General features: G+C 66.4%; 26 protein-coding genes and 4 pseudogenes. 15 read left to right on the top strand and 15 right to left on the bottom strand.

All coding sequences use genetic code 11. The features are described from left to right. The first annotated feature begins 26 nt into the window (after window positions 1-26). Entirely contained in the window at window positions 27-1,535 is a 1,509-nt protein-coding gene (locus BLV94_RS29955) for a protein adenylyltransferase SelO (RefSeq protein ID WP_072946708.1), read from the top strand. 43 nt (window positions 1,536-1,578) lie between these two features. Here the strand turns inward: BLV94_RS29955 and BLV94_RS29950 are convergent, their stop codons facing one another. Beyond that, window positions 1,579-2,031: a winged helix-turn-helix transcriptional regulator gene (locus BLV94_RS29950; RefSeq protein WP_072946707.1), complete on the bottom strand. Its 453-nt coding sequence runs from the start codon at window positions 2,029-2,031 to the stop codon at window positions 1,579-1,581. Between the two features lie 180 nt (window positions 2,032-2,211). On the opposite strand from BLV94_RS29950, the gene BLV94_RS29945 reads away from it, so the two are divergent. Further along, the gene (locus BLV94_RS29945) at window positions 2,212-2,595 is read left to right on the top strand and encodes a PPOX class F420-dependent oxidoreductase (RefSeq protein WP_072946706.1); all 384 of its coding nucleotides are present in this window, start codon (window positions 2,212-2,214) and stop codon (window positions 2,593-2,595) included. Window positions 2,596-2,614: 19 nt separating this feature from the next. On the opposite strand, the gene BLV94_RS29940 is transcribed toward BLV94_RS29945, so the two are convergent. Next, entirely contained in the window at window positions 2,615-3,322 is a 708-nt protein-coding gene (locus BLV94_RS29940) for a TetR/AcrR family transcriptional regulator C-terminal domain-containing protein (protein ID WP_072946705.1), read from the bottom strand. Between the two features lie 120 nt (window positions 3,323-3,442). On the opposite strand from BLV94_RS29940, the gene BLV94_RS29935 reads away from it, so the two are divergent. Beyond that, window positions 3,443-4,660 carry a fatty acid desaturase family protein gene (locus BLV94_RS29935; RefSeq protein ID WP_072946704.1) on the top strand — a complete coding sequence of 406 codons (1,218 nt, stop codon included), beginning with the start codon at window positions 3,443-3,445 and terminating at the stop codon, window positions 4,658-4,660. A gap of 434 nt (window positions 4,661-5,094) precedes the next feature. Here BLV94_RS29935 and BLV94_RS29930 read toward each other — a convergent pair whose 3' ends face one another. From BLV94_RS29930 to BLV94_RS29900, 7 genes are all read right to left on the bottom strand, one after another. Then, window positions 5,095-5,652 (bottom strand): LysR family transcriptional regulator, encoded by a 558-nt coding sequence (locus BLV94_RS29930; protein WP_244163688.1) that lies wholly within the window; start codon window positions 5,650-5,652, stop codon window positions 5,095-5,097. A gap of 86 nt (window positions 5,653-5,738) precedes the next feature. Further along, window positions 5,739-6,518 (bottom strand): alpha/beta fold hydrolase, encoded by a 780-nt coding sequence (locus BLV94_RS29925; RefSeq protein WP_244163687.1) that lies wholly within the window; start codon window positions 6,516-6,518, stop codon window positions 5,739-5,741. Between the two features lie 8 nt (window positions 6,519-6,526). Continuing rightward, window positions 6,527-7,717: a CaiB/BaiF CoA transferase family protein gene (locus tag BLV94_RS29920; RefSeq protein ID WP_072946702.1), complete on the bottom strand. Its 1,191-nt coding sequence runs from the start codon at window positions 7,715-7,717 to the stop codon at window positions 6,527-6,529. Between the two features lie 147 nt (window positions 7,718-7,864). Next, window positions 7,865-8,791 (bottom strand): TAXI family TRAP transporter solute-binding subunit, encoded by a 927-nt coding sequence (locus tag BLV94_RS29915; protein ID WP_072946701.1) that lies wholly within the window; start codon window positions 8,789-8,791, stop codon window positions 7,865-7,867. Beyond that, a complete protein-coding gene (locus BLV94_RS29910; RefSeq protein ID WP_072946700.1) occupies window positions 8,784-10,220 on the bottom strand; it encodes a sensor histidine kinase in 1,437 nt (478 codons plus the stop codon). The genes BLV94_RS29915 and BLV94_RS29910 overlap by 8 nt, the downstream gene beginning before the upstream one ends. Before the next feature lie 17 nt (window positions 10,221-10,237). Beyond that, window positions 10,238-10,897, bottom strand: coding sequence for a response regulator transcription factor (locus tag BLV94_RS29905; RefSeq protein WP_072946699.1), 660 nt, complete (start codon window positions 10,895-10,897; stop codon window positions 10,238-10,240). Window positions 10,898-10,955: 58 nt separating this feature from the next. Beyond that, window positions 10,956-12,356, bottom strand: coding sequence for an MFS transporter (locus BLV94_RS29900; protein ID WP_072946698.1), 1,401 nt, complete (start codon window positions 12,354-12,356; stop codon window positions 10,956-10,958). A gap of 225 nt (window positions 12,357-12,581) precedes the next feature. Here BLV94_RS29900 and BLV94_RS29895 point away from each other — a divergent pair, with 225 nt between their 5' ends. The 4 genes from BLV94_RS29895 to BLV94_RS29880 all read left to right on the top strand — a co-directional run bounded on the left by BLV94_RS29895 (window position 12,582) and on the right by BLV94_RS29880 (window position 14,983). Beyond that, the gene (locus BLV94_RS29895) at window positions 12,582-12,785 is read left to right on the top strand and encodes a hypothetical protein (protein ID WP_143051434.1); all 204 of its coding nucleotides are present in this window, start codon (window positions 12,582-12,584) and stop codon (window positions 12,783-12,785) included. A 133-nt stretch (window positions 12,786-12,918) separates the two neighbouring features. After that, the gene (locus BLV94_RS29890) at window positions 12,919-13,167 is read left to right on the top strand and encodes a hypothetical protein (RefSeq protein WP_072946696.1); all 249 of its coding nucleotides are present in this window, start codon (window positions 12,919-12,921) and stop codon (window positions 13,165-13,167) included. A gap of 179 nt (window positions 13,168-13,346) precedes the next feature. Next, a complete protein-coding gene (locus BLV94_RS29885) occupies window positions 13,347-14,294 on the top strand; it encodes a DUF808 domain-containing protein (protein WP_072946695.1) in 948 nt (315 codons plus the stop codon). A 158-nt stretch (window positions 14,295-14,452) separates the two neighbouring features. Beyond that, on the top strand, window positions 14,453-14,983 hold the full coding sequence (locus BLV94_RS29880; RefSeq protein ID WP_072946694.1) for a hypothetical protein: 531 nt from the start codon (window positions 14,453-14,455) through the stop codon (window positions 14,981-14,983). 10 nt (window positions 14,984-14,993) lie between these two features. On the opposite strand, the gene BLV94_RS29875 is transcribed toward BLV94_RS29880, so the two are convergent. Further along, window positions 14,994-15,386, bottom strand: a complete 393-nt coding sequence (locus tag BLV94_RS29875) for a barstar family protein (protein ID WP_072946693.1) — start codon at window positions 15,384-15,386, stop codon at window positions 14,994-14,996. A gap of 47 nt (window positions 15,387-15,433) precedes the next feature. Between BLV94_RS29875 and BLV94_RS29870 the strand changes: the two genes are divergently transcribed. Continuing rightward, entirely contained in the window at window positions 15,434-16,837 is a 1,404-nt protein-coding gene (locus tag BLV94_RS29870; protein WP_072946692.1) for an SNIPE associated domain-containing protein, read from the top strand. 18 nt (window positions 16,838-16,855) lie between these two features. Here the strand turns inward: BLV94_RS29870 and BLV94_RS29865 are convergent, their stop codons facing one another. After that, entirely contained in the window at window positions 16,856-17,119 is a 264-nt protein-coding gene (locus BLV94_RS29865) for a WhiB family transcriptional regulator (protein WP_072946691.1), read from the bottom strand. Window positions 17,120-17,343: 224 nt separating this feature from the next. Next, a pseudogene (locus tag BLV94_RS29860) lies at window positions 17,344-18,620 on the bottom strand (APC family permease). Between the two features lie 309 nt (window positions 18,621-18,929). On the opposite strand from BLV94_RS29860, the gene BLV94_RS29855 reads away from it, so the two are divergent. Then, complete coding sequence (locus BLV94_RS29855; protein ID WP_072946690.1) at window positions 18,930-19,256, top strand: hypothetical protein; 327 nt, start codon at window positions 18,930-18,932, stop codon at window positions 19,254-19,256. Between the two features lie 259 nt (window positions 19,257-19,515). Further along, entirely contained in the window at window positions 19,516-19,764 is a 249-nt protein-coding gene (locus tag BLV94_RS29850) for a hypothetical protein (RefSeq protein ID WP_072946689.1), read from the top strand. 59 nt (window positions 19,765-19,823) lie between these two features. On the opposite strand, the gene BLV94_RS29845 is transcribed toward BLV94_RS29850, so the two are convergent. Continuing rightward, a complete protein-coding gene (locus tag BLV94_RS29845; RefSeq protein WP_072946688.1) occupies window positions 19,824-20,099 on the bottom strand; it encodes a response regulator transcription factor in 276 nt (91 codons plus the stop codon). Between the two features lie 952 nt (window positions 20,100-21,051). Between BLV94_RS29845 and BLV94_RS51070 the strand changes: the two are divergent. Further along, window positions 21,052-21,311, top strand: a pseudogene (locus tag BLV94_RS51070) (low molecular weight phosphatase family protein). A 101-nt stretch (window positions 21,312-21,412) separates the two neighbouring features. On the opposite strand, the pseudogene BLV94_RS51065 reads toward BLV94_RS51070, so the two are convergent. Beyond that, window positions 21,413-21,523: pseudogene (locus BLV94_RS51065) on the bottom strand (nuclear transport factor 2 family protein); the annotation flags it as partial. A 107-nt stretch (window positions 21,524-21,630) separates the two neighbouring features. Further along, entirely contained in the window at window positions 21,631-21,768 is a 138-nt protein-coding gene (locus BLV94_RS49680) for a hypothetical protein (protein ID WP_167372192.1), read from the bottom strand. Window positions 21,769-22,574: 806 nt separating this feature from the next. Between BLV94_RS49680 and BLV94_RS29830 the strand changes: the two genes are divergently transcribed. The 4 genes and pseudogenes from BLV94_RS29830 (at window position 22,575) to BLV94_RS29815 (ending at window position 25,501) form a co-directional block, all read left to right on the top strand. Continuing rightward, window positions 22,575-23,504 (top strand): NADP-dependent oxidoreductase, encoded by a 930-nt coding sequence (locus tag BLV94_RS29830; protein ID WP_072946687.1) that lies wholly within the window; start codon window positions 22,575-22,577, stop codon window positions 23,502-23,504. A 296-nt stretch (window positions 23,505-23,800) separates the two neighbouring features. Continuing rightward, a pseudogene (locus BLV94_RS51060) lies at window positions 23,801-24,253 on the top strand (DUF4395 domain-containing protein); the annotation flags it as partial. Window positions 24,254-24,340: 87 nt separating this feature from the next. Then, the gene (locus tag BLV94_RS51055; RefSeq protein ID WP_072946777.1) at window positions 24,341-25,174 is read left to right on the top strand and encodes a sulfurtransferase; all 834 of its coding nucleotides are present in this window, start codon (window positions 24,341-24,343) and stop codon (window positions 25,172-25,174) included. A gap of 21 nt (window positions 25,175-25,195) precedes the next feature. Next, window positions 25,196-25,501, top strand: coding sequence for a DUF1416 domain-containing protein (locus BLV94_RS29815; protein WP_072946686.1), 306 nt, complete (start codon window positions 25,196-25,198; stop codon window positions 25,499-25,501). Window positions 25,502-25,505 lie beyond the last annotated feature (4 nt).

The following is a 25,505-nucleotide window of genomic DNA, read 5'->3' as shown; positions in this document are numbered from 1 at the left end:
GGTCATGCGGCGATTACCCTGAGCTGATGGCTGCAATCCCCGATTCCACCGTGCGCACGAACACCGCGGTGCCCGGCCTCGCGAGCACGTTCGCCGACGAGCTGGGCGCCCTGACGGTGCCGTGGCAGGGCGCCCCTGTGCCGGACCCCACCATGCTCGTGCTCAACGAGCAGCTCGCGGCGTCGCTGCGGTTGGACGTCCATGCACTGCGAAGCGGGGACGGGGTCGGCGTCCTGTCCGGATCGGCGGCACCGACCGGGGCAAAACCGGTAGCGATGGCATATGCGGGCCATCAGTTCGGCGGATACGTACCGCTCCTCGGAGATGGTCGGGCGTTGCTGCTCGGCGAACTGACCACTAGTGACGGTCAGCGCGTGGATCTGCACCTCAAGGGCTCGGGGCGAACACCGTTCTCCCGGGGCGGCGACGGCTTCGCGGTCATCGGCCCCATGCTGCGTGAATACCTCGTCAGCGAGGCCATGTACGCCCTCGGCATCCCCACCACCCGCGCACTGTCGGTGATCGCGACGGGCCGGCCCGTTCACCGAAACGGTACCGAGCCCGGCGCCGTGCTCGCCCGAGTCGCGGCCAGCCACCTACGGGTGGGCACGTTCGAATACGCAGCGCGGCAAGGCGATCTGCTGCAACCGCTCGCCGACTACGCGATCGCCCGCCACTACCCGAAGCTGATCGAACTGCCGGCGAACGGTGACGGCAACCGCTACCTGACATTCCTCGAGGCCGTCGTCGAGGCGCAAGCGTCACTGGTGGCACGGTGGATGCTCACCGGTTTCGTGCACGGGGTGATCAACACCGACAACACGACCATCTCCGGGGAGACCATCGACTACGGTCCGTGCGCCTTCCTCGACACCTACGACCCGACGGCAGTGTTCAGTTCGATCGACCACAGCGGCCGCTATGCGTTCGGCAACCAACCCGCCGTCCTGAAATGGAATCTGGCGCGCTTCGCCGAAACGCTGCTCACGCTGATCGACCAGGCGCCCGATGACGCGATCACCGCGGCATCGGCAGTCCTCGACACCTTCGACGAGCGTTACGACGGCCATTACGCTGCCGGCATGGCGGCCAAGCTCGGTATGGCCGGCACACCCCTCGACCCGGCACTGATCGACGACCTATTGACGATGATGAAAGACCACGGCGTCGACTGGACCAGTGGTTTCCGTGCCCTCGCGGACGAACTACGCGGAAATTCGGCACCACTCGACGGCCTCGCACCGCGCGAGCACACCGAGCCGTGGTTGCAACGCTGGCGCAGCGCCCTGACCCACCACGGGCGCGGGGCCGCGGAGACCGCGGACGCGATGGACCGCGTCAACCCGCTCTACATCCCACGCAACCATCAACTCGACGCTGCGTTGCGGGCCGCGACCGACGGTGAACTCGCCCCATTCGAGAAACTACTGGAGGTCGTCACCCATCCGTTCGACCGCCGCGACGAATGGTCCGACTACACCACACCCGCCCCGCCGTCATTCAGCCAAACATTCCAAACTTTCTGCGGCACATAATCACTAGGACGAATACACTCGCAATCCGACAGGACCGCACCGTTCACACGGCGGCGCCGGGCCCTTGAAGTAGTTCGACGTCGCCGGCGTGCATCGACTCGCCGCAGTGTGCGCAGTGCAGGTCGGCTGTGCTGATCTCGCCGCACGCGTGGTGGCGGTAGAGGACGGGTGGGCCCGCCTCCCCCGCGAGCCAGTTGTCGCCCCAGGTGGCCATTGCCATCAGAACGTCGAGGAGTTGGATGCCCTTCTCCGTCAGGACGTATTCGTACCGCGGCCGTCGGTCGTAGGGCCGGCGCTCGAGCACTCCGCGCTCCACGAGGTGGCTGAGTCGTTCGGTCAGGACCTTGCGCGAGATGCCCAGGTCGGCCTGAATCTGCTCGAATCGGGTGAATCCGGCCCACACGTCACGCAGGATCAGCGGCGACCAGGGCTCCCCGATGACGTCGAGCGTTCGCGCGATCGAGCACGCCATCCCACCGAAATCTGTGCGTTGCATGGAACCAGTCTAACAATCGGAGTTCCCTCAAGGAACTCACACTGCTACGCTCATGGAGTCTCCTGAAGGAACCCCGAAAGGAACGGAGTCCTGGCCGCAGCCGGGGAAGCCGGCCTCGCAACCTGCGCGCCCCCACGACGTCGGCCTCGCGCCGGCAACCTCAGATGAAGGAGCAGATCCATGCTTGATCCCGACGTGCGCCGCATACTCGACGGCACCTCGATCGCTCACCTCGCCACCACCCTCCCCGACGGCTCGCCCCATACCGTTCCCCTCTGGATCGGCGCGCACGGCGACCGAATCGTCTTCCTCACCGGTCCCGGGTCACGCAAGGCACGCAACCTGCGCCGCGACCCGCGGGCGGCGCTGTCCATCGCGCCCGTGGACAACCCGTTCAAGCCCGTCGTCGTCCGCGGGCGGGTGGTCGAATGGCTCGACGGCGATGCCGCGTGGGAGATCATCGACGAGCTGTCCACGAAGTACACGGGTGCGCCGTACCCCCGAGAGGAAGAGCGCGTCGTCGCCGTGATCGAGCCCGAGCGACAGACCGTCGGCGTCGGCTGAGCCGATCACCGATACTCGCTCATCCCGGTGGTGCGCCGTCCCGGCGCTTCAGCGTCGCGGTCAGGCCCGCCAGAAGAATGTCGACCCCGCGTTCGAGTTCGGCGGCGCCGTCGTAGGACGCCAGCACCGGCGCCAGACCTCGCAGGAGCGGGAATTCACCGATCGGCAGACGGTGCAGTCCGAGGCGCAGGAGGTCGTCGGATTCGTCGGGCCGCTCGACGAGTTCCTGCAGTTCGTTGAGGATGTGGCCATAGAGGAAACCGAACAACGCCCGATAGACGTGCAGGGCGTCGGCGTCGGTGAAACCCGCCCCGGTCAGCAGGGTCAGGATGTCCTCGAGGGGGCGCAGGGTGCCGAGCGGCCTGAGCCCGAGCGGCGTCGACAGCGGCCGGGTGACCAGGAGCGGCACCACCTGCGGATGAGCGAGGGCCAGTCGGCGGAAGCCCCGCGCGACCTCCCGTAGTTGAGTGGCCCAGTCGCCGTCCCCGGTATCGACCTCCAGTTCGTCGAGTACCCGCTCGGCGAGACCGTCGAGCAACGCGGCCTTGTTCGGGGCGTGGCGGTACAGCGCCATCGGGTCGCGGCCGAGCGCCTTACCGAGGCGACGCATGGACAGCCCGTCGATTCCGTCCCGGTCGACGATCGCGAGCGCTGCTTCGAGTATCCGCTCCCGGGTGATCGGGCCGCCGTCGGAGTGGGTCGAACGACGTTCGGGCTCATCGGCCATCACGACACCTCCACCAACACTGTAGGCCTGAACTGTAGATCTACAGTGTTGACAGTCTGCAAAATGCGGCGTTCACTTCAGGGTGAGGCACGGAGCACGTCGGGAAATCGGGAGTTGAGAATGGCGATATCCGACATCAAGGAATACGCACATCTCACCGAAGAGGATGTCGAGTCGCTCCGCTCCGAACTCGACGCCATCCGGCGGGACGTCACCGATTCGCTCGGTGAGCGCGACGCCACGTACATCCGTCGCACGATCGCGTTCCAGCGTGTGCTGGACGCCGCTGCACGCCTGGTGATCCACTGCAGCCGGGAACGAATCGGGTGGATCCTCGGGACGACGGCCCTGGCCGTGGCCAAGAGCGTGGAGAACATGGAGATCGGGCACAACGTGTCTCACGGGCAGTGGGACTGGATGAACGACCCGGAAATCCACTCCAGCACGTGGGAGTGGGACATGGCAGGGGTGTCGTCCCAGTGGCAGTACTCGCACAATTATCGTCACCACGTGTTCAGCAACGTGGTCGGGATGGACGACGACCTCGGGTTCGGCGTCATCCGCATCACCCGCGACCAGCCCTGGAAGCCCGACAATCTGCTGCAGCCGCTGCGGAACCTGTTGTTGGCGTCCACATTCGAATGGGGCATCGCCCTGCACGGCCTGTATTCCGAACGGGACCGCGTCGACACCGCCGCCGAGAAGAGCGCCCACACCCGGGCACTGCTCGGCAAGATCGTTCGCCAGGCCGGCAAGGACTACGTGCTCTTCCCCGCCGTCAGCGGGCGGCGGTGGCGACGGACATTGAGGGCGAACCTCTCGGCCAACCTGCTGCGAAACCTGTGGGCGTACGTCGTGATCTTCTGTGGACACTTTCCCGACGGCGCAGAGAAGTTCACGCCCGCGGAACTGGAACACGAGACCCGGGCGGAGTGGTATCTACGCCAGATGCTGGGCACCGCCAACTTCCGGGCCGGTGCGGTGCTGGCATTCCTGAGCGGCAACCTCTGCTACCAGATCGAGCATCACCTCTTCCCCGACCTTCCCAGCAACCGCTACGCGGAAATCGCGACGAGAGTCCGCGCACTGTGTGAGAAATACGATCTGCCCTACACCACGGGTTCGCTTGCCAAGCAATACTTCCTGACCCTGCGCACCATCCACAAGCTGGCGTTCCCGGACCGGTTTCTGTCCGCGACCGCCGACGACGCTCCCGAGACCGCGTCCGAACTGAAATTCCGCACTCCCCTCACCGCGCCTTCCGACGGAGGCACCGGACGCCGAACGGGACTGCGCACCGCGTTGCGCGAGGCCCGCTCTCGAACGAAAAGGCATTGAGGCCCATCGGCTACGCGCGCTGGCCATCATCGCGGCCCATCAGCCTCAGGCGTACGTTCTGACCTCGTGCGCGCCTGCCCGTGTCGGTCGGACATCACCCGCCGCCACCACGAGTCGAGCGGACTGGGATCGGGCCACCGGATCGGCTCATCGTCGGCGTGGCCGCGAGAGTGGCTCTGGGGCGAGGCTGTGGTCGAGGGACGTTCGTCGGATTCGGTGGCGTGCACCGGCGACACCTGCGTGTCGGGTCGCGGCGGCGGGCAGGAATAGTGCATGTCAGGTGGACGACGGGTTCTCTTCGGGGGCGGCGGAACCGGGGTCATCGCGATCGGCAAACATCGCCTGAATCCGATGCAAGATCTCCGGTGTGCTCAGTACCCGGCGGGTGGGAATCGAGTGATGCGGTGCGCTCACGGACGAAGCTTGCAGGCGGGTCATGTGAATACTCTCAGTCGCACGTCGGTGGACCGAGCGGAGCGGCCACGGCGGCGGCACCCCTCCCGGTCATCCCCAGTGTGCCTATTCAGGCATCGGGGCGGGTAGAGGAGAAAGTCCTCTCCCACCAATCGGACCGAGAACCGAAGCTCCGGTGCCGACGACGAGCCGGGACCGGCCGACACAATCCGCAACCGGACCGCGGGATGCTCCCGCAATACCGCCGCGACCAGTTGTTCGGCGAGCAGTTCGGACGTGGAGGCCAGCAGCCTGACCATCACGATCCCCTGCAGCACTCCGGGATTCGGGCGGATCTCGGCCCGGGCACGCTCGAGTTCGGCCAGCACTCTCCGCGCGCGTTCGAGCATGAGCCGGCCGGGCTCGGTCAATTCCATTCCGGCACGGCTGCGCTCGAACAGGGGAACACCCAGTTCCTGTTCCAGCGTGTGGATTTGGCGTGTCACCGCCGGCTGAACGAGATGGAGGAGTTCGGCCGCGCGGGTCACGCTCCCGGCGTCGGCCACCGCAACGAGTGCGGTCAACTGCTTGACGTCCACCGGACGACCCACCTTCCCGGGCTACTCGCCGTCCCGCACCATCAGCTCGCGACATCTGACGGCGAGTTCGATAACAAGGAAGAATGTCAGTGCCCGGCGAGGAAGCTGATCGCCGCGGTGCTCGCGACTTCGCGTTCTTCCTCGAAGTAGGCGTGCCGTGCGCCGGGGAGCAATCGCACGCGCGCGTCCGGGATCCGTTCGGCGAGTAGTGGCGCGTTGTCGACCGGGGAGAGCAGGTCGTCGGTCCCGTGCAGAACGAGGGTCGGCGCGCTGATCGACGGCAACGCATCCCACGCGTCGTGCCCGTTGCTTGCCCGCAGGTGTGCGAGCCTGGCGTGCGCGGGCATGTCGGCATCGCCGAGGGTGTTGTAAGGGTCGGGATTTCGACCGAGCCACTCCCGGGTGTACATCAACTCCAGCAGGGCGCCGCGCGACCGTTCGGGATCGGGGTGTGCCAAGTTCGCGCGTACTTCGCGGCTTCGCTCCACCGCGTGGGTTCCGCCCGGGGAGGTGCAGCCGAGAATCAGGGCGCGGACACGCCGGGGATGACGCGCCGCGACCCACTGCGCCACCCGGCCTCCCATCGAGGTGCCGTAGACGTGCGCCGTCTCGATGCCGAGCGCGTCCAGCACGCACATCGCGTCCTCGGCGAATAGTTCTGTGCTGTACTTGGTCTCGGGTTTTCCGCTGGATCCGGTTCCGCGGTAGTCGATCGTGACGGTGTGAAAATTCCTGTCGAAGTCCGTGCGAACGCGGTCCCACCAGTGATGGTTGTTGGCCTGACCGGCGAGCAGCAGCAGCGCGGGTCCGGCGCCGGACTCCTGGTACGCGATCGGCGTTCCGTCGGACGCCACAGCATGGGGCACTGCGGACCTCAGACCGTCTCTGCCGTGCGGAGTTCGGAGATCGCAGCATCGGTGTAGCCGAGTTCTCCCAGGATGGCATCGGTGTGCGCTCCCAGGGCCGGGACCGGATCGAATCGCGGTTCCACACCGCTGAGGTTCGCCGGCGGCAACAGCGCCCGCGCCGGGCCGCCCGGCGTCTGCACCTCCCGCCACCGATCGCGGCCGGCCAGGGACGGGTGCGACAGGAAGTCCGACACGGTGCCCAGCCGCCCGTTGGCGATCGACACCTTGTCGAGCAGCGCGAGGGCGTCGTCGGTGCTGAGCAGACGCGTCCGCTCGGAGATCATCGCGTTGCACTCATCGCGGTGCTCCACCCGCGAGGAGTTGCGGCAGAAGCGCGGGTCGGTGGCGATCGACGCGTCGCCGAGCACCTCCGCGCAGAACGCGGACCATTCGCGGTCGTTCTGGATCGACAGCAGGACCGTGCCGTCTGCGGTGGGGAACGGACCGTACGGGGCGATCGTCGCGTGTTCCGCTCCGACGCGGCTCGGCTGCCGGCCCCCGTATTCGGTGTAGTAGGCGGGTGAGCCCATCCATTCGCCGAGCGCCTCGAACAAGGCGACCTCGACGGCGCGGGCCGTGCCGGTGGTGGCGCGCATGTACAGCGCGGACAGGATCCCGCTGTACGCGTACATGCCGGCCGCGATGTCGGCGATCGACACTCCGGCCTTGGACGGGCACTCGTCGGGGCCGGTCAGCGACATCAGGCCGGATTCGCCCTGGACGAGCATGTCGTAGGCCTTGCGGCCCGACCAGGGGCCGGTGTTGCCGTAGCCGGACACGTCGCACGGAATCAGCGTGGGGTACCGCTGCTGGAGCGACTGCGCGTCGAGGTTCATCCGGGCCGCGGCGCCGGGGGCCAAATTCTGCACGAAGACATCCGCTGTGGACAACAGCTTTTCGAGGATGCCGCGGCCCTCGTCGGATTTCAGGTCCAGCGTCAGGGACTCCTTGGAGCGGTTGAGCCAGACGAAGTAGCTCGATTCGCCGTGCACGGTCTCGTCGTACCGTCGTGCGAAGTCGCCGGCATCGGGACGTTCCACCTTGATCACCCGGGCACCGAGGTCGGCCAGTTGCCGGGTCGCGAAGGGCGCGGCGACGGCTTGTTCGATGCTCACGACGGTGATCCCTGCGAGCGGTAGGGCGGTCTGCGATGCCATGGAGTCAGCCTTCCTGGAAATGTACGGCCATTTTGCAGCCGATGCGGGCAGTAGTCAACCGCGTGGGCCCGGAGTTTTACATGCAGTTGAGGTTGGCGGCGGTGCCGACCCGCGACGCCCGGCCGTTATGGCCGTACATGACGGCCGTCAGCCGTGGTGGCGCCGGTATGCCGCGACCGCCCCCGGATGACGCGGGACGCCCGCCGTCTGGATCAGCGACCGGACGTCGAGGAACTGGGCTCCGACGGTGTCGGGAGGGATGAGGTCCTGCGCCCGATCGACGAGAAGGTCGACGAGCGCACCGCCCACGGCGTCCGGCAGTTGGGGGGACGCGACGAGCAGGCTGGGGACGCCCACCGTCGCGGTCTCGGCGGTGTCGCCGTACGTCCGGGCCGGCACCGAAACCGGTTCGTACATCGGCCCGTAGACCCTGCGCATCTCCACGTACTCGGCGGACAGGTCGAGTAGCCGGATCCCCCCGTCCGGACCGTGCCCGGGCCGCGGCACCGCCGCCGGAGTCGGCACACCCCCGGCCCACAGCGCGGCCGCGACGGTGCCGTCGGCGAGGGAGTCGAGGACGGTGGTGAGCGAGACCGGGCGCACTATCACGTCGTCGACGGTCAGCCCGCTCGCCTCGAGCACCCGCCGCCCGGTCTGCGCGGTCCCCGAACCCGGGGAACCGAGGCTGATCGTCTGCCCGCGAAGATCTTTCATCGACCGGACCGGTGAGCGAGCGGGCACCGCGCACTGGAGATAGTTCTCGTACACCCGGCCGATGGCCAGCATCGGGGTGTCCGACAGCACAGCGGAATCGGCCAACGTGAGCCCGATCAGGACCTCCCCCGACGCCAGCAGCGACAGATTCTCCAGCGAACCGGTGGTGTACCGCACCGTGAACCGGAGATCGCCACCCGAGGCGGACGGCGCGTCCGCAAGCAACTCGGCGAATTCGGACTGGAAACCGTCGCGTTCACCGGACGCGATCTCGTACGTCCCCGACGGCTGGGTCCGGGCACACCCGGACAGTGCGACCGCTGCGGCCACACCGCCGAGGAACTGTCGCCGGTTAATCATCGTCGGGCGTCTCCACGTGCGGTTCGAGCCACAAGCGTACGCGCAGACCACCGGCCGGGGCCTCGTCGATGGCGAGTCGGCCGCCGTACGCGGCGGCGACCACCTCGACGATGGACAGGCCGAGTCCCGTCCCGGCCTGATCGCTGGCCCGGAAGAAGCGGTCGGTGAGTTTGCCGCGCAGTTCCGCCGGGACGCCCGGGCCGTCGTCGGCCACCCACACGCACACCTGCGGGTGGTCCTGTGGGCGCTCCACCCCGACGCCGATCTCGATGGTGGGGTGGGGGCCCGCGTACCGGGAGGCGTTGTCGATCAGCACGTCGAGCACCTGGGACAGATCGTTCTCGGCGATCGCGACCGGTACACGGTCGACGCCGGGTGCCGCGACGGTCGTCAGTCGCGCACCACGTTCCCGGGCCGTCACCGACCAGAAGTCGACCCGGTCGGCGACCACCGAAAGGGCGTCGCAGACGGTCTCGGCTCCGAAGCGCGGCGTTTCGGCCGAGGCGAGGGAGAGCAGGCTGTCGAGGATCGTCTGCAGACGTTTGGCCTCCTCGGTGACGCTGTGATAGTCCTCGCGCGCGTCGTCCGGTATCCCGTCGTCGAGGAGGTCGAGGCGAAACTGCAACGCCGCAAGCGGGTTCCGCAGCTGGTGCGCGGTATCCGCGATGAGACGCTGCTGCGCGTCCGCCGCCCGCAGCACCGCCGAGGACATCACGTCGAACGAATGCGCGAGCCTGCGCACCTCGGGAGGTCCGCCCGCGGCCGTGGCGGGCAGGACGGACGGCGGAGGCTCGGACGCCGGGGCCGTCCCCGCGTCGGGCATGCGGCGGATGAGTTGCACGATTCCGGTGGACAGGTTCGCGAGCGGTCCGAGTACCCACCGGCTCAAGGCGATCGCGAGCACACCGAACGCGACCAACGCCAGCACCGCGCCTGCCGCGATCACGGCCCACTGCCGGAGGATGTCAGAGCGCGCCTCGGCCGTCGAGGCGCGCAGCACGATGGTGCCGTTCACCTGAGCGCCCGACCCCACGGGTTTGACGAACAGGGCCTCGTCGTCGCTCCACGGGAACAGCCGGTCGACGGTGGAGACCCGCTCGTTGCGCAGTCCGCTGCGAATCGCGGCCTCGATTCCGGGTTCGCTGCCGTCGAGGCCCACACCGAGGGTGGGCACACCGCGCGTGGAGACCACCAGAACGCCCTCGCCGTACACGTCGTCGTACGCGTCCACCTCGCCGGCGATCCTGGCGGGGTCGCCGGTCCGGACGTATTCCTCGGCGAGGACGGCGAACCGTTGGATGTCGCCCTCGCGGCCGAGAGTGAACTCCTGCGTCCGCGAGTCGGCAGTCGCGATCGCGAGGGGGATCGCGAAACTCGCGACCGCGCAGGATCCGAGGATCGCGAGGATGAGCAGTAGCCGTCGGCGCATATCGTTTCGACCTCCGGTCAGCACACCCAGCGGTAGCCGAAACCACGGATGGTGCTGATCAGCCCGGGCCGGTCCAGCTTGGCCCGCAGGGTACCGATGTGGACGTCGAGCGAGCGTGAGACCGCGACGAACGCGTCACCCCAAACCCGATCCATCAATTGCTGACGACTGACCGCGGCACCCGGGTTCTCGAGCAGAATCTCCAGGAGGGAGAACTCCTTCGACGTCAGGTCCACGTCGGTGCCCGCCACGGTGACGGTGCGGGAATCGAGGTCGACGCGCACATCCCCGGTGGCCACTTCCCGCGGTGCGCCGCCTTCGACGGCCAGGCTTCGCCGACGCACCACCTCGATGCGCGCGAAGAGTTCCGACATCCGGGCCGGCTTGACCAGGTAGTCGTCGGCGCCGCCGCGCAGCCCGCGCACCACCGACCGCTCGTCGTCGCGTGCGGTGAGAATGATGACGGGGACGCCGCTGACCTGGCGCAGCTGGCGCAGCACCTCGAGGCCGTCGCGGTCCGGTAACCCGAGATCGAGCAGCACGAAGTCCACCTCGCCGTGGTGCAGCAGCAGTTCCGACCCGAACTTCATCCGCACAGGCTGGTGCGCCTGCCGGGTCAGCCCCGCGACGAGTGCGTTGCCGACGCCGTCGTCGTCCTCGACCACCGCGATGCGCATAACCGGCATTGTCCCCCGGCCACGGTGGGCCGGGGGAACAATGCCGGAGGCGGAGGGATCAGACACGCTCGAGTTCGCGGCCGTCGCGGTCGTCCTCGCGGCCGTCGCGGGCGGGGCTGCCCGTCGCGGGATCGAGGGTGGTGCCGCCCTTGCCCTTGGGCATGAACAGTGCCGCGACGAGGGTCAGCGCGGAGCAGCCGACGACGTAGTAGAAGAACGCCGACTCGTGTCCGGCCTGCTTGAGAGCGAGCGCGAGCGGCTCGGCGGTACCGCTGAACAGGGCTGCGGTGATCGCGTGCGGCAGGCCGACACCGAGTGCGCGCACCTTCGTCGGGAACAGTTCCGCCTTGACGATCGCGCTCAGCGCGCTGTAGGCGGTCACGATGACCAGTCCGGTCATCATCAGGCCGAACGCGACGAACGCGTTGGTGGTGTTGCCGAGAACAGTGAGGATCGGCACGGTCAGCACGGTCGAGCCGATACCGAAGAACAGCATGACCTTGCGGCGGCCGATGCGGTCGGAGACGAGGCCGGCCACGGGCTGCAGCAGCATGTACACGAACAGTGCGGCAAAGTTGATCCACGCCACCGTTTCCGGGGCGATGCCCGAGGTGTTGATCATGTACTTCTGCAGGTACGTGGTGTACGTGTAGAACGCGACCGTGCCGCCGATCGCGAGGCCGAAGACCATCGCGAGCTGCTTCGGGTACTGCAGCAGCAGACGCAGGGTGCCACGCTTGGCCGACGGCGTCGTGCCGGACGCCTTCTCGGCCGCGATCCGGGCCGCCTCGTCCTTGTACTGGTCCGACTCGTCCATGCCGCGCCGGAACAGCATCACAGTCACGGCGGCGATGGCGCCGATCACGAACGGAACACGCCAGCCCCAGGAGTGCATCTGATCGAGGGTGAGAAGCTGCAGCAGAATGATCTGGACGCCGAGTGCGGCGAGCTGACCCAGGATGATCGACACGTACTGGAAGCTCGAGTAGAAGCCGCGGCGGCCGGGAGTCGCGACCTCGGACAGATACGTGGCGCTTGAGGCGAATTCGCCTCCCACGGACAGTCCCTGGATCAGTCGCGCCGTCACCAGCAGCGCCGGGGCGAGCATCCCGATCGCCTCGAAACTCGGTGTCGCGGCGATGATCAGCGAGCCTGCTGCCATCATGAGCACCGACAGCGTCAGCGCGTTCTTGCGCCCGTAGCGGTCCGCGTACCGGCCCAGGATATAGCCACCGATCGGGCGCATCAGGAATCCGACGGCGAAAACCAGTGCCGTGGAAAGCAGCTGGGCGGTCGTGCTGCTCTTCGGGAAGAACGATGCCGCGAAGAACACACTGAACGCTGCATAGACGAACCAGTCGTACCACTCCACGAGGTTGCCGATGCAGCCGCGAACCACATTCGCTACAACCCGCCTCTCGCCGGTCGACGACGCTGGGTTCGAAGTCGTGTGTCGCATGATGTCCCTTCCTCGAATGCTGTGATCGTGCGTAGCCACTGGAACCAATGTGGCCGTCACCACAGCGCGAGGGAAGGGATGAGCGGCTTTCCTTACATTCGCTTTAGACGACACCGCGGCGCGTGCCGCAGAACGGTGCCGCGCGCGCATTCGCCCCGGTCGCGGCCGTTTCCCGGCCGAGGACCGAGCAAAATGCCACGGCCCGAGGGCGCATGCCGGATCGTCATGATCCCATCACAAAACAGCCCGATCACCACCCGGCAGCAGTTCGCGAAGGTACTCGAATACATCGACCTGGCCGAGCAGGACGGCGCCCGCGCGGTGCTCGGTGGCTCGGCCCGGGCATTCCGCATGACCGAGGCGATCCAGTCGGGAACCGTGTGGGTCAACACCGGTGCCCCGTCCGGCACCCCGTTCGTCATGCGCTGACGTCGACCAGCCGGTGAGCTTCCGAACAGGGGGTGGGTAATGAGCACCCTTGGGTGGCTGTCGACCGGCTCGTTCCGGGGGCAATGTTGGTGTGGTCAAGGAACACTCGACCCCACACCAGCAAGGACTCCGCATGTTTCGCCACACCGCCATTCGCGCCGGCCTGATGTTCGCCGCAGTCGCATTCTCCGTCACCGGCGCGGCCGGAATCGCGCACGCCATGCCCGCCTCGACGGGCGGTGACGTCGCCGTCACCTCGCAGTCGGACCGCGACAACCGCGACCGGGATCGGCGCGACCGTTTCGACGACGACGCGCAGGGCGCAATGTGTGAGGGTCAAGCCGTCGTAAACCACCCCAGCTGCTCCTCGCTGCCGTACTGACCCCGATCGAGGTGACACAACGCCGCTGCCGCAGTCACTGCGGCGGCGGCGTATCGTCTGCGGCAAGGTAACCCCACGGCACTACCGGTTGTGCAGGGCCACCGATTCGGTACCGTTCGTGTCGACCCGCGACCGCGGGTCATTGGATCGGCACACATCCGAACTGTGGGAGGTTTTTCGTGGCTGGTGGACTCGTCGCCCTGTTGGACGACGTCGCGGCACTCGCGAAAGCGGCCGCGGCATCCATCGACGACATCGGAGCCGCGGCCGGCAAGGCCAGCGTCAAGGCAGCGGGAGTGGTCGTCGACGACACCGCCGTCACCCCCCGCTACGTACACGGGTTCTCCCCCAATCGCGAACTGCCCATCATCCGCAAAATCGCAATCGGGTCGATCCGCAACAAACTCCTGATCATCCTGCCGGTGGCAATGATCCTGAGCGAGTTCCTGCCCCAGGCACTGCCGTACCTGCTGATCGCCGGTGGTCTGTTCCTGTGCTTCGAGGGAGCCGAGAAGGTCTACGAAGCACTCACCGGCAATCACCACGAGGCCGCGGGCGCAACCGAAGGGCAGAGCGGACCCGAATTCGAGAAGACCATGGTCAGCGGCGCGATCCGCACCGACCTGATCCTGTCCGCCGAGATCATGGTGATCTCACTGTCCTCGGTCGAGGACGAACCGTTCCTCACCCGGCTGCTGGTGCTCGTCGTCGTCGCGATCCTCATCACCGTCCTGGTGTACGGAGTGGTCGCCCTGATCGTGAAGATGGACGACGTAGGCCTGGCGCTCGCCCAACGCGAGTCCGCGTTCAGTCAGCGGATCGGTCGAGGACTCGTCGCGGCGATGCCGAAGGTCATGGCAGTGCTCACCGTGGTCGGGATCGCCGCGATGCTCTGGGTCGGCGGCCACATCCTGCTCGTCAACATCGGCGAGGCCGGATTCCACTGGCCGGCCGATCGCCTCCACGATCTCGAACACTGGTTCGGCGATCTCGTCCACGGCGGCCTCGGCGGTGTTCTGTCCTGGACTGCCGGGACCGTGGTATCCGCACTCGTCGGGCTCGTCGTCGGCGCGATCGTCGTCCTGATCATGCACCTGATCCCGAAACGGAAGAAGCGCGCCGCCTGACCGAGGTGGCCGCCCCAGCTGCTCCTCGCTGCCGTACTGACCCCCCGGACACAACGCCGCTGCCGCAATCACTGTGGCAGCGGCGTATCGTCTGCGGCAAGGTAACCCCGCGCCCGATCGCTTCGTCCATCGGCCCGCCTACTGCGCGGGGTACGACAATGCTCGCCGACCAACAACGACGCACACCCGAACCCGGCTCGCAGCAGACACTCACGGTCTTCGTCGACGACGAGCCCGTCCCCGCGCACCGTCTCTGGCACCCCGGTGACACCGTGACCACCACACTCTCGTGGCTCGACGAACAGCACCTTCCCGCCGAGATCCGATCACTAGCCGAAGAGGGACCGAACGGTTACGGCAGAGGAGCCTTCTACGTCGACAGGTACCCGGGGTCATCGACCGCGCACGTAGCGTCCGTGCGCGGAGTGGTCGCGTCGATCGAGGTCGTCGCGAACCTCGCACTGAGCACCGACGACGGCTGGAACTTCTTGCCCGGCACCGTGCCGATGTGGTGCGTGCCCGACACGGGCACGTGGCGCATGCCGAATCTGCAATGTTCGGTACCCGGCACCACCGGCGACCTCCGGTTCATCGAGCAGCACGAATTCTTCGAGCGGTACGGTGTCGCCACACCGACCTTCCGCCGGGATTCCCGGTACTTCCGGGTGGTTCTCTACCTCACCGCGTGAGCGCCACCGCCTACCGGAGGTCGAGTCGCACGTCCCGGAACTCGAAGATGTCGACGCCCCAGTCGAACGCCGTGGGACCGTCCTTCCGCAGAGCGCGTTCGAGATCGGCGCGCACCCTGTCCCGGTTCGTCGGGTGGCACCGCTCGAGCCGCCGCCCCAGTTGCCGCGCAGTCTCCGTGTAACCGAGCGCCTCGCGGGATCTACTGCTGTTCTCCCACACGAAGTAGAAACGACCGTCCTCGGGCGTGCCGTATCCGCCCGTGAGGCAATCGGCGAAGGCATCCAGGTTGCGCCCGAAATAGCCGCCTTCGCCGCGCACTGCTTCTCCCGCCAACGTGAAGACGTCGTCGAGCGTGCGAATGCGTGCACCGTCGATCACGTACGTCACGGGTTCTCCGGTCATGGTTCGATCATTCCCCACCAGTAGATCCACTTTGATATCTATTGACAATGACTGCGCCGATTCCTCCTGGCTGGCACCCCGATCCGCAGGGTCAACCTCACTATCGATGGTGGGACGGCAACGGGTGGACCTCCGCGACACAGCCGTTCGCAGGTCCGGAGAATCCCGTGCCGCACACGCCCACCTCCGGTGCCGGCGACGTCGCGCAGACGCAACGACGGCTGTCGGTTTTCAGCGCCAAGAAGCGCGCCCAGGAACTTCAGATCGAGGTCGACAGACTGCAGCATCTGGTCGACCGTATGGGACTAGCCGGGGTTGCCGCGCTCGACGCCGAATCGACCCGCCTGACGGCAGACGTCGCCCGACTTCAGCACGAGAAGGTTGACCTGGATCAACAGATCACAGCCGCGCGGGGTTCGCTCGTCGAGGCTCATTTGCAGCAAGAATTGCAATCGGTCGGGTTGTATCGCTACCACCACCCCGCAGAAACATCTGTACAGCTCAAGGACGAGCTTCTCCGCGTGCAGTCTGCGATTAAACAAGCCGTCAAAGACAAGACGGCGATTACCGCGACCACTAACTTCACGTTCAATAACTCCGCTACTCACGGACGCAAGTTTGTATCCGACATGTCCCGAATCATGCTCCGTGCGTATAACGCCGAGGCCGAGAACTGCGTCAAGACCGTGAAGGCGGGGAATCTGCCCGTTGCGAGCCAGAGACTGTTCAAGGCCGCTGACCAGATCTCGAAGCAGGGGCAGATGATCAACTTGCGGGTCACCGATCACTACCATCGACTTCGGCTTACCGAATTGGAGTTGGCGGCAGACTTCCACATGAAAGTTCAGGAAGAAAAGGAGGCCGAGCGCGAACGCCGGGAGGAGTTGCGAGAGCAACGCAAGGCTGAGCAAGAGCTCCAGGCGGAACGCTCCAAGTTGGAGAAGGAACTCGCGCACTACCGCAACGCCCTCGCCTCACTCGAAGCGAGCGGCGATACCGCGGGAGCGCAACGCCTTCGCGACAAGCTCGGCGATGTCCAGCATGCCCTCGACAATGTCGACTATCGGGCCGCGAACATCCGGGCAGGATTCGTCTATGTCATCTCCAACATGGGAGCCTTCGGCATCAACACGGTCAAGATCGGCATGACCCGCCGCCTCGAACCAATGGACCGGGTCCGCGAACTCGGTGACGCATCCGTGCCCTTCCGGTTCGACGTACATGCACTGTTCTTTGCGGACGACGCCGTCACTGTCGAGGCCAAGTTGCATCAAGCCTTCGCCGATCGCCGCGTGAACAAGGTCAATCCGCGGCGCGAGTTCTTCTACGCGACCCCTGCGGAAGTACTCACAGTCCTGCAGCGCGAGGTCGGCGAAGTCATCTCCTTCACCGAAGAACCCGAAGCCGACGAATACCTCATCAGTATCGGGAAGAAGGATGCTTCGTTCTAGCGACGGCGTTGTGCCCGTTCACTGCCGGCGCTGCGCCTCGAAGAGATCGGACCAGCGGACTCGGGGGTGCGCCTCGAGCAGTGCCCGGCGCTGACGTTCGGTCATCCCACCCCAGATGCCGAATTCGACGCGATTGTCGAGCGCATACGCGCCGCATTCCATCAGCACCGGGCAGTGCCGGCACAGCGCGGCGGCCTTGCGCTGCGCGGCGCCGCTCACGAACAGCTGATCCGGATCACCGTCTCGGCACCGACCTCGCGTGATCCAGTGGAGTTCCGACATGTGGAGTCATTCCCCTCTCGAACACCGAACACGGTCAGGGCACTGGGAATGCGGGCACAGCCCGATGAAGCATGTGAAAGATCCAGCTGCGGACAGGTTTTCGCAACACATCGGCTCCGGCGACGAGGCACGAGACAATCGCACCGATGACAGATTAGCTGCACCCCGTGCCGATCGCGCGTCGAAGCTCGCCCGGGTGGACAGGCGGTACCCCTCCTCGCGGATCAGGGACGACGGGACGAGCGGATCGCGTAGATCACGGCCCCGAGCCCGAGGACGATCACACCCGGAATCACCGAGGCCAGGGGAAGGAACGCGGCGAGGACGATGCAACCGACGGCGCCGACGGCCGCCACCAGGCGCGGCCACGGTTTCGCGGACAGGGTCCAGGCGGACGCGTTGGCGATCAGGTAATAGAACAGCACCGCGAACGAGGAGAACCCGATGACGCCGCGCAGGTCCGCCGTCGCGGCGAGGAGCGCCACCACCACCCCCACCGCCAACTCGGCCCGGTAGGGCACCGCGAACCGGGGGTGGACGGCGTCGAGCAGACGTGGCAGGTGGCCGTCGCGCGCCATCGCGAATGTCGTCCGCGAGACCCCGATGATCAGGGCGAGCAACGAGCCGAGCGCGGCGATCACCGCGGCCACCCGGACGACCGGCTCGAGACCCTCGAATCCCGCAGCGGCCACCGCCTGCGCGAGCGGATCCGTCGCGGCCGCGAGAGTGTCGGCACCGAGCGCGTTCAGGACTGCGACCGCGACGCACAGGTACACGACGAGGGTGATGGCCAGGGCGAGGGGAATCGCCCGGGAGATTGTCCGGGCCGGATCCTTCACCTCCTCGCCGAGCGTGGCGATCCTGGCGTACCCGGCGAACGCGAAGAACAGCAGACCGGCGGCCTGCAGGACCCCGGTCACGCCGTGGCCGGAGGCGATCTCCAGGCCACCGAACCCGGTATCGGGTCCGTTCAGGCACACGATGACGACCACGGCGAGGACGGCGAGGACCGTGAACACGATGATCCGGGTGACCAGGGCCGACTTCTGCACACCGAAGTAGTTCACGGCGGTGATGGCGACGACGGCGACCACAGCGACGAGATGCTCGCGGCCGGGCCAGGCGTAGGCGCCGACCGTTAGGGCCATCGCGGCACACGAGGCGGTCTTGCCGACCACGAAGCCCCAGCCCGCCAGATACCCGAAGAACGGTCCCAGGCGTTCACGCCCGTAGACGTAGGTGCCACCGGATTGCGGATACAACGCGGCGAGCCGGGCGGAGGAGTTGGCATTGCAGTAGGCGATCACCGCGGCCACGGCCAACCCGACGAGCAATGCACCGCCCGCGGCGGACGCGGCAGGCCCCAGCGCGGCGAAGATCCCGCCCCGATCATGGACCCGAGGCCGATCATCACCGAGTCGAACACCCCCAGCCGCCGGCGCAACTGCGGCGTCGCGTCCAGGTGCGCGTTCTCGCCGTCCGAAATCTCGTCACCGGCCATGCGAGGCAGTTTCTCCTTCGAACGTGCGGATGTCGGGCAGCCCAACGCTAGCGCCCTCCGGTACACAGACGTGAACTCCACGGGGTCACACGGTTTCGACACTGCGGCACGCTCGGGGCTGCGAGCAGGGCCGCGACGGCCGGTGTGGACTGCGCATTCGAATTGCCGGTAACCACGCGAAGGGGTGATTTTCGCCGACGGCTCGGACCATAATTGTTCCATCGGGATAGATAGCCCGAAGATTGCTTGTAACCCGAGAATCATCGGCCGGTGAAAGCCGGGCGACAATCGAATCAAAGGTGACATCAGATGAACACGTTCGCATTGCGCACGGCGGTTACATCGGCCGCGATCGCCACCGCTTTTGCACTCGGCTCCGGCATCGCGGCGTCGGCACCGGCATTTCATGGAGACCCGAACACACCCGGTACGCAACTCCACGTCCACAACGACACCCCGAACGACATGAACAGCTACCAGTGCGGGGCGATCGGCGTCGGGGGTGCCGGTGTCGGATCGAACTCTCCTGGAGGCAGCGGGCAACTCAATGGCGTCTTCTTCGGCAGCGGCCCGGTGCAGGGGGGTTGCATCGGCAACGACGGGTCAGTGCATTTCCCGTCCGGACGCTCCGAGTAGTAAGGACCCGGCCTGAGGCCGCCCGAGGAGGATAAGCGGCAGGGCCCCGGGTTCCGTAGGCGAGCACATCACTGCTATCGAGTCGGGTGGTGAACTCGTCCGATGGTGACCGTGCCGCACCTGCACGGTCAGGGACGTCTTCGCGCCACCATCGAAGTCACCGGAGCGCTATATCATCATTTCACTGCAACCGATAGAGTCGCATGGATGCAAATGCGACTCCGCGCTCATCGAGCGCACCAGACCGGACAACCTTCCCGTGGCCGCTGACAGCGCTGATGCGTTCTTTGATGGCGACCAGACCGACGATCGCCTCGCCCGCGCGGTGATCGAGGCCCTCCAGGCGGGCAGGTCGTGGGCGCACATCGCCACGGATCTCGGGGTTCCACCTCCAGCCGTCCGCGACGGGCTCGGCGTGACCGATCGGGACTGGCAGGAGGCGATCGTCGCCCACGAGAATGCCCGCGCGGCCCGGCTCGACGATCTGTCCTGGTCCCGGCTCTCGTAGACGAGACACGGCCGACCGCAGTACCGGACGGTCCCACGGGGAACGTGTCAACCCGCCCGTCAGAGTTCGGCGAGAGACACCAGACCGTCCTGAAGTGCCCGGACCAACAGTCCGGACTTGTCGGTGACAGGGCGTCCGACGGCGGCGTACTTCGCTCGGATCCGGGCGAGGTGGGTGTTGATCGTGCCCAGGCTGATTCCCAGGTCGGATGCGGCAGCCGTTTTCGATTCACTCCGCAGCCACAGACGAAGGATTTCCAGCTCCCGCGGCGACAGCGCGGGCATCCGCCGCTGCCCAGCGATGGAGTCGGGCAGCGGGCCCGTGCCGGAAGTCATAGCCATCTCACCTTCTCCAGTCGCACTGGGTGCTCCCTGACGCCACACACCTGTCGTCCGACGCAGCACGCACGCTGTTTACCGCGGTGAACAAACCGTACCTGAAGCCGGTTTGTGGACGTGCCGACGCGAACGCACCTGGTGGAGATTGGTTGCGCCGCCATTGCTCATGGGCTCGCTCGAGGAAGTCGTCGACCGGTGCCCGGTAGGCGACGTTGATGCGACAGCGCGCAGGCAAAGCCAAGTCACCGGCGAAAATGTGGCAGCGGCGCTTCCTCCCGACAGCGCTCCGACCGGGACCGCAGTCCAAGCCGGCAGTTCCGCGACAAGCCCCTCCGGCGAGTCGTATCCCGGACTGTCAAAATCTCAACCCGACGGGATACGGCCCGCACCTTCCAGATTAAGTCGTCGCCGGACGGACCTCAACGGTCGATTCGATACCAGACACACGCCGCTTCCAGGGTGGAACAAATGCGCTGTAAATCAGCATTCTCGAGCGACACGAATTCGTACGCGCGGCGACGCATTCGAGCGGGGAGTGCGTGCCGACGCGGACGGGTTTCCGGATTCGGGATCACCGCAGCTGAAGCGCTGTTTCATAGGGACTGGTCGGTCCGTGACACCTGCGAGCTGATCGGCTAAAACGGAAATGGAGGTCAGGGCTCGTCGCCGCATGGCACCACGAGCCACAAATGGGTGTGACCATGTGAGGGAGTGCGCTCCTCATGGGTCGAAGGGGTCGTTTCAGCATGAATATTTCGGGGTTTTCGCAGAGTCGATCGGGCGTGTACTGGCAAGAGCAGGTCGCGGCCGAACACGATGCGGGGCACCGACGATATGTCGAGTTACCGCGAAGGCGATCTGTCGGAGACCCACCCAGCCTTGCCGACCACGTGAGCGCTTATCTGTCCGACGTGAGTGACGCGCGCGAGCCGGGGAAGTAGCACAACGTATTTCGTCGATCGCCACCGGATTCCTGTCTCACCTCGCCGGTGACCGGATCGAGGTCCGCTCCGCCGGGACCGCCCCGGCCGAGACCGTCAAAGCTACCGGGACTGGGCGCTCGACGATCCGGCAGGCAAGGGCGTCGACGCGGTGCGCCCGATCCGCGACGAGATCAAGACCCGGGTCGAAGCCCTGATCGCCGAACTCGTGACGGTCAGATCGCGGTCTCCTGCGCAGACAGTGCCATCCAGGTTCCGTTCTGCTTGACGAACACATCGGTGAAGCGTTTCACGGGCCAGCACATTGCCGGACTCGGTAAGGGTGTTGGCACCGTGGATCACGGCGGTGTCGCCGACGATGTCGACGGTCTGCTCGGTGGCGTTCATCGTGAGCGCCACCGGGACGATGCTCGCGACCTCCTCGTCGCGTCCGAGGAGTTTGCCCTCGCTGGTGATGTGTGTGAAATCGGGACCGAGGATCGATTCGATCGTGTCGCGGTCACCGGCCGTGATGGCCGTCAGCAGGTCAGGCGCGAACGAGAACCTTCAGATCCGGAAGACAACGTTCCCGCTTTCCAGGAGAATTCTCAGTCATGGCCGACCCACTGATCGAACAGCTCACCGACCGCATCGGGCAGGCCGTCGCCCGCGCCGCCAAGAATGGTGATCCCCTGTTCGGCACCGTTGAACTCACCATCGGAGAACTCATCGAATTGCTCGAACACATCGAACGACTGTCACCCACATCGGAATAGGTCCCCACCCACGATTCTGTGTGCGCCAAAGTGTTGTCGATCCGCCGGCGGCTCAGCAGTCTGGCATCCGTGCACTGGTCAGATGTCGGCGAGCTGGTTGCGGAGCGGCCCGGCCGATGCCCTCGTTGTGGTCACCCCGCTACCTCTGCCCGAGGATCGCGCTGGGTGGAGCGATTTCTGCGCCTCCCGCCGCTACCTGCCCGGTGCGCCGAAATCATGATGATGGATCCGTACATCTGGCTCATCGGGTTTTGCCAGTGCCGGGACCACTTCCACGGCTCCTGAACGACGACGCCTGCGAGGTTCGACGCAGTCGGATCGCAACCCTTGGGCGCACGTCGATGCGACCGATAACCTGCGCACCAGCCGCGCCTCGGCCGGCCATTGCAACATTCGCGATTGTGGACCCTCGAGGACGGACCTCCCATCATGCTCGCCCGAAACTCTTCGCCGCCCAGGCAAGCGCCGACCCTCGCGCGTGGGCGCGGCCCCCGCCGACAAACGATGGTTCCGGCGATCGTGTATCGGTGGTTTCGAGCAACGATGCCGTGGGCACCCTTCGTTCTTTGCGCTTTCGGCCTCATCGCCTGCATACGGGAGGGGACCCACTTCGGTGCCGCCTTCTACCTGTTGCTCGGCGCACTGCACACACGCCGGGCCCTCCTGATCCTGTGGGAGAGCGTGACATCGGTACTCCACCGAGCAAGTGTTCGGATCCGTGAGAGTAAATCTCGCACAACAGGAATAGCAGCTCTTCGAGGGAGGTTGCGTCACACATGACCAAATCTGTTGTCGCGCAATCATACGGAACATCCGAGGCCCTGACCGTGGTCGATGTGGAGGTTCCGCCGCCCGCATCGGGGGAGGTGCTCGTCGAAGTCAAGGCGATCGGCGTCAATCCCATCGACTACAAGCTCTACAGCGGCGCCTTCGGTGACGATCCCGAGAAGCTGCCGGTCAGGGTCGGCGGTGAGGCCGCCGGCGTGGTCGCGGCCGTCGGGGCCGGAGTCACGGAGATCGCGGTGGGCGACGAGGTGATTGTCAGCCCAGGCACCGGTCTCTACGCCGAGAAGGTGGTCGTTCCCGTCTCCGCAATCACTCCCAAACCTGCCGGCCTCGGCTGGGAACAGGCCGCCGGTCTGCTGCTGGTGGGCGGCACCGCGGTCGACGCCCTGGACACCATCGGGGTCGGTTCCGGCGACACCGTCCTGATCCACGGCGCCTCCGGCGGCGTGGGTGCCCTCGCCGTGCAACTCGCCGTCGCCCGCGGCGCGACGGTCGTCGGCACCGCGGGAGCGGCGAATCAGGACTACGTCCGGAACCTCGGAGCAACTCCCGTCGTCTACGGAGACGGACTCGAGGAGCGGGTGCGGGAGGTCGCACCCCAGGGCATCGACGCGGCCCTCGACACCGTCGGAACCGACGAGGCCGTCGACGTGTCGCTGGCATTGGTCAAGGACAAGACCCGGATCGTGACCATCGCCGCTTTCGGTCGGGCGCAAGAGGACGGCTTTGCGTCGGTCGGCGGCGGCAACCCGGCAAGCGCCGAAGCCCGGCTGAAGGCGCGCGCCGAACTGGTCGAGCAAGCCGGCGCCGGACATCTGACGGTCACCATCGCCAAGACGTTTCCCCTGATCGATGCCGCGCAGGCCCACAGCGAACTCGCGCAACCCCACCCCGCGGGGAAATTCATCCTGATCCCATGAGACGCGGGACCACGCCCCTGCGCGGAGACTCGAATTGTCCGTCTTCAGCGCAGGGTGCGGCGCGTAGAATTTGGCGGGTGCAGACCTGCCGCGAGCTGCTGCTCACCCGTCGCCGCACAGTCGACCTGTGTCGCGTCGGCGGTTGCTGTTGCCTTTGGCGTCGCTGACCGCGCTTCTGTGTCATTTTCGATTCGCCCTGCGGTCACGTGCTGACTTCCCTGCCTTTTCGGTGATCGACTCGATCGCGTTCCATCGCATTCCCTCGGCCATCCGACACATTCTGTGGAGCACAGTCAATGCCCACCACACCAGCAACAACACCCACCACCACCCCGACCGCGGCCGTCGACCAGGTCGACGTCCGCGGTCCCCGGTTCGCCGCCTGGATCACTACGGCGGTTCTCGCCGCCGTCCTGCTCTCGGCGTCCTTCTCGACCGTCGTCGCCGGTGTGATCCTGGCGGTTCAGACCGTCGTGTTCGCCGTCGCCGCCGTCGTCGGGCCGCGGCGCAGCCCGTACGGCCAGATCTTCGGAAAGCTGGTCGCCCCACACATCAGCCCGCCGAGCGAGCGTGAACCAACCGCGCCGCTGCGCTTCGCCCAACTGGTCGGCTTCATCTTCGCGGCGGCAGGTCTGGTCGGATTCGCGTTGAGCGCGCCCGTCGTCGGTGCCGTCTTCACCGGCTTCGCACTGTTCGCGGCGTTCCTCAACGCGGCCTTCGGAATCTGCCTCGGCTGCCAGATCTATCCGTTGGTCGCCCGATTCCGATCGTCCGCCTCCGCCGACCACCCGACCCCCAATGGAAAACCCCGGCAAGTTCTCAGTGAAGGAAAGAACATGGCTCGCTCCGACGTCCTGGTCTCCACCGACTGGGCTCAGCAGAATCTGAACGCGCCCACCATCGTGTTCGTCGAAGTCGACGAAGACACGTCCGCCTACGACGGCGGCCACATCGAGGGCGCCATCAAGCTCGACTGGAAGAAGGATCTGCAAGATCAGGTCCGCCGTGACTTCCTCGACCGTGAGCAGTTCTCCGATCTGCTGTCGACACGCGGCGTCGCCAACGACGACGAGGTCGTCCTCTACGGAGGCAACAACAACTGGTTCGCGGCGTACGCCTACTGGTACTTCAAGCTCTACGGCCACGACAACGTCAAGCTGCTCGACGGCGGGCGCAAGAAGTGGGAACTCGAGCAACGCCCCCTCTCCGAGGACACCGTCACCCGCCCGTCCACCACCTACCGGGCGGCCGAGCCCGACCTGTCGATCCGCGCGTTCCGCGACGAGGCCGTCGACGCGATCGGTGTGCTGAACCTCGTCGACGTCCGATCGCCCGACGAGTTCACGGGCAAGATCCTCGCGCCGGCGCACCTGCCGCAGGAGCAGAGCCAGCGTCCCGGCCACATCCCGGGTGCACTCAACGTTCCGTGGAGCAAGGCGGCGAACGAGGACGGCACGTTCAAGTCCGACGAGGAACTCACCGCGATCTACGGCGCAGCCGGTCTCGACGGCTCCCGGGACACCATCGCCTACTGCCGGATCGGCGAGCGCTCCAGCCACACCTGGTTCGTCCTCAAGGAACTGCTCGGCCACAAGAATGTCAAGAACTACGACGGCAGCTGGACCGAATACGGCTCGCTCGTCGGCGTGCCGATCGAGCTGGGCAAGTAGCGGACCGCGGGGAACAAGCACATGAGCGCAGCATCAACGCAAACCCACACCATCCCCGCCGGCGTCGACCTCGGCAGGGAAACGGCCATCACCGGCAAGGTCGTCACGGGCGACGGAGAACCTGTCGGTGGCGCCTTCGTTCGACTCCTCGACGGCACAGGCACGTTCACCGCCGAGATCGTCGCCTCCGGCAGCGGAGACTTCCGTTTCTTCGTCGCACCGGGCGACTGGACCGTGCGGGCCCTCTCGCCGGTCGGCAACGGCACGGCATCGGTGAAGCCCACGACCAGCGGCATCCACACCGTGGACATCACCTTGACCGCATAGCATT

This window comes from Rhodococcus koreensis (assembly GCF_900105905.1).
GTDB lineage: Bacteria > Actinomycetota > Actinomycetes > Mycobacteriales > Mycobacteriaceae > Rhodococcus_F > Rhodococcus_F koreensis.
Note: the sequence above shows the minus strand (reverse complement) of the source record. Positions and strands in the feature narration are given on the sequence as shown.

Excerpts from the sequence above, each read along its gene's own strand:
- BLV94_RS29955 (WP_072946708.1), top strand. The coding sequence starts at position 27 with ATGGCTGCAATCCCCGATTCCACCGTGCGCACGAACACCGCGGTGCCC.
- BLV94_RS29950 (WP_072946707.1), bottom strand. The coding sequence starts at position 2,031 with ATGCAACGCACAGATTTCGGTGGGATGGCGTGCTCGATCGCGCGAACG.
- BLV94_RS29945 (WP_072946706.1), top strand. The coding sequence starts at position 2,212 with ATGCTTGATCCCGACGTGCGCCGCATACTCGACGGCACCTCGATCGCT.
- BLV94_RS29940 (WP_072946705.1), bottom strand. The coding sequence starts at position 3,322 with ATGGCCGATGAGCCCGAACGTCGTTCGACCCACTCCGACGGCGGCCCG.
- BLV94_RS29935 (WP_072946704.1), top strand. The coding sequence starts at position 3,443 with ATGGCGATATCCGACATCAAGGAATACGCACATCTCACCGAAGAGGAT.
- BLV94_RS29920 (WP_072946702.1), bottom strand. The coding sequence starts at position 7,717 with ATGGCATCGCAGACCGCCCTACCGCTCGCAGGGATCACCGTCGTGAGC.
- BLV94_RS29915 (WP_072946701.1), bottom strand. The coding sequence starts at position 8,791 with ATGATTAACCGGCGACAGTTCCTCGGCGGTGTGGCCGCAGCGGTCGCA.
- BLV94_RS29910 (WP_072946700.1), bottom strand. The coding sequence starts at position 10,220 with ATGCGCCGACGGCTACTGCTCATCCTCGCGATCCTCGGATCCTGCGCG.
- BLV94_RS29905 (WP_072946699.1), bottom strand. The coding sequence starts at position 10,897 with ATGCGCATCGCGGTGGTCGAGGACGACGACGGCGTCGGCAACGCACTC.
- BLV94_RS29900 (WP_072946698.1), bottom strand. The coding sequence starts at position 12,356 with ATGCGACACACGACTTCGAACCCAGCGTCGTCGACCGGCGAGAGGCGG.
- BLV94_RS29895 (WP_143051434.1), top strand. The coding sequence starts at position 12,582 with ATGATCCCATCACAAAACAGCCCGATCACCACCCGGCAGCAGTTCGCG.
- BLV94_RS29890 (WP_072946696.1), top strand. The coding sequence starts at position 12,919 with ATGTTTCGCCACACCGCCATTCGCGCCGGCCTGATGTTCGCCGCAGTC.
- BLV94_RS29880 (WP_072946694.1), top strand. The coding sequence starts at position 14,453 with ATGCTCGCCGACCAACAACGACGCACACCCGAACCCGGCTCGCAGCAG.
- BLV94_RS29875 (WP_072946693.1), bottom strand. The coding sequence starts at position 15,386 with ATGACCGGAGAACCCGTGACGTACGTGATCGACGGTGCACGCATTCGC.
- BLV94_RS29870 (WP_072946692.1), top strand. The coding sequence starts at position 15,434 with ATGACTGCGCCGATTCCTCCTGGCTGGCACCCCGATCCGCAGGGTCAA.
- BLV94_RS29865 (WP_072946691.1), bottom strand. The coding sequence starts at position 17,119 with ATGTCGGAACTCCACTGGATCACGCGAGGTCGGTGCCGAGACGGTGAT.
- BLV94_RS29855 (WP_072946690.1), top strand. The coding sequence starts at position 18,930 with ATGAACACGTTCGCATTGCGCACGGCGGTTACATCGGCCGCGATCGCC.
- BLV94_RS29845 (WP_072946688.1), bottom strand. The coding sequence starts at position 20,099 with ATGACTTCCGGCACGGGCCCGCTGCCCGACTCCATCGCTGGGCAGCGG.
- BLV94_RS29830 (WP_072946687.1), top strand. The coding sequence starts at position 22,575 with ATGACCAAATCTGTTGTCGCGCAATCATACGGAACATCCGAGGCCCTG.
- BLV94_RS51055 (WP_072946777.1), top strand. The coding sequence starts at position 24,341 with ATGGCTCGCTCCGACGTCCTGGTCTCCACCGACTGGGCTCAGCAGAAT.
- BLV94_RS29815 (WP_072946686.1), top strand. The coding sequence starts at position 25,196 with ATGAGCGCAGCATCAACGCAAACCCACACCATCCCCGCCGGCGTCGAC.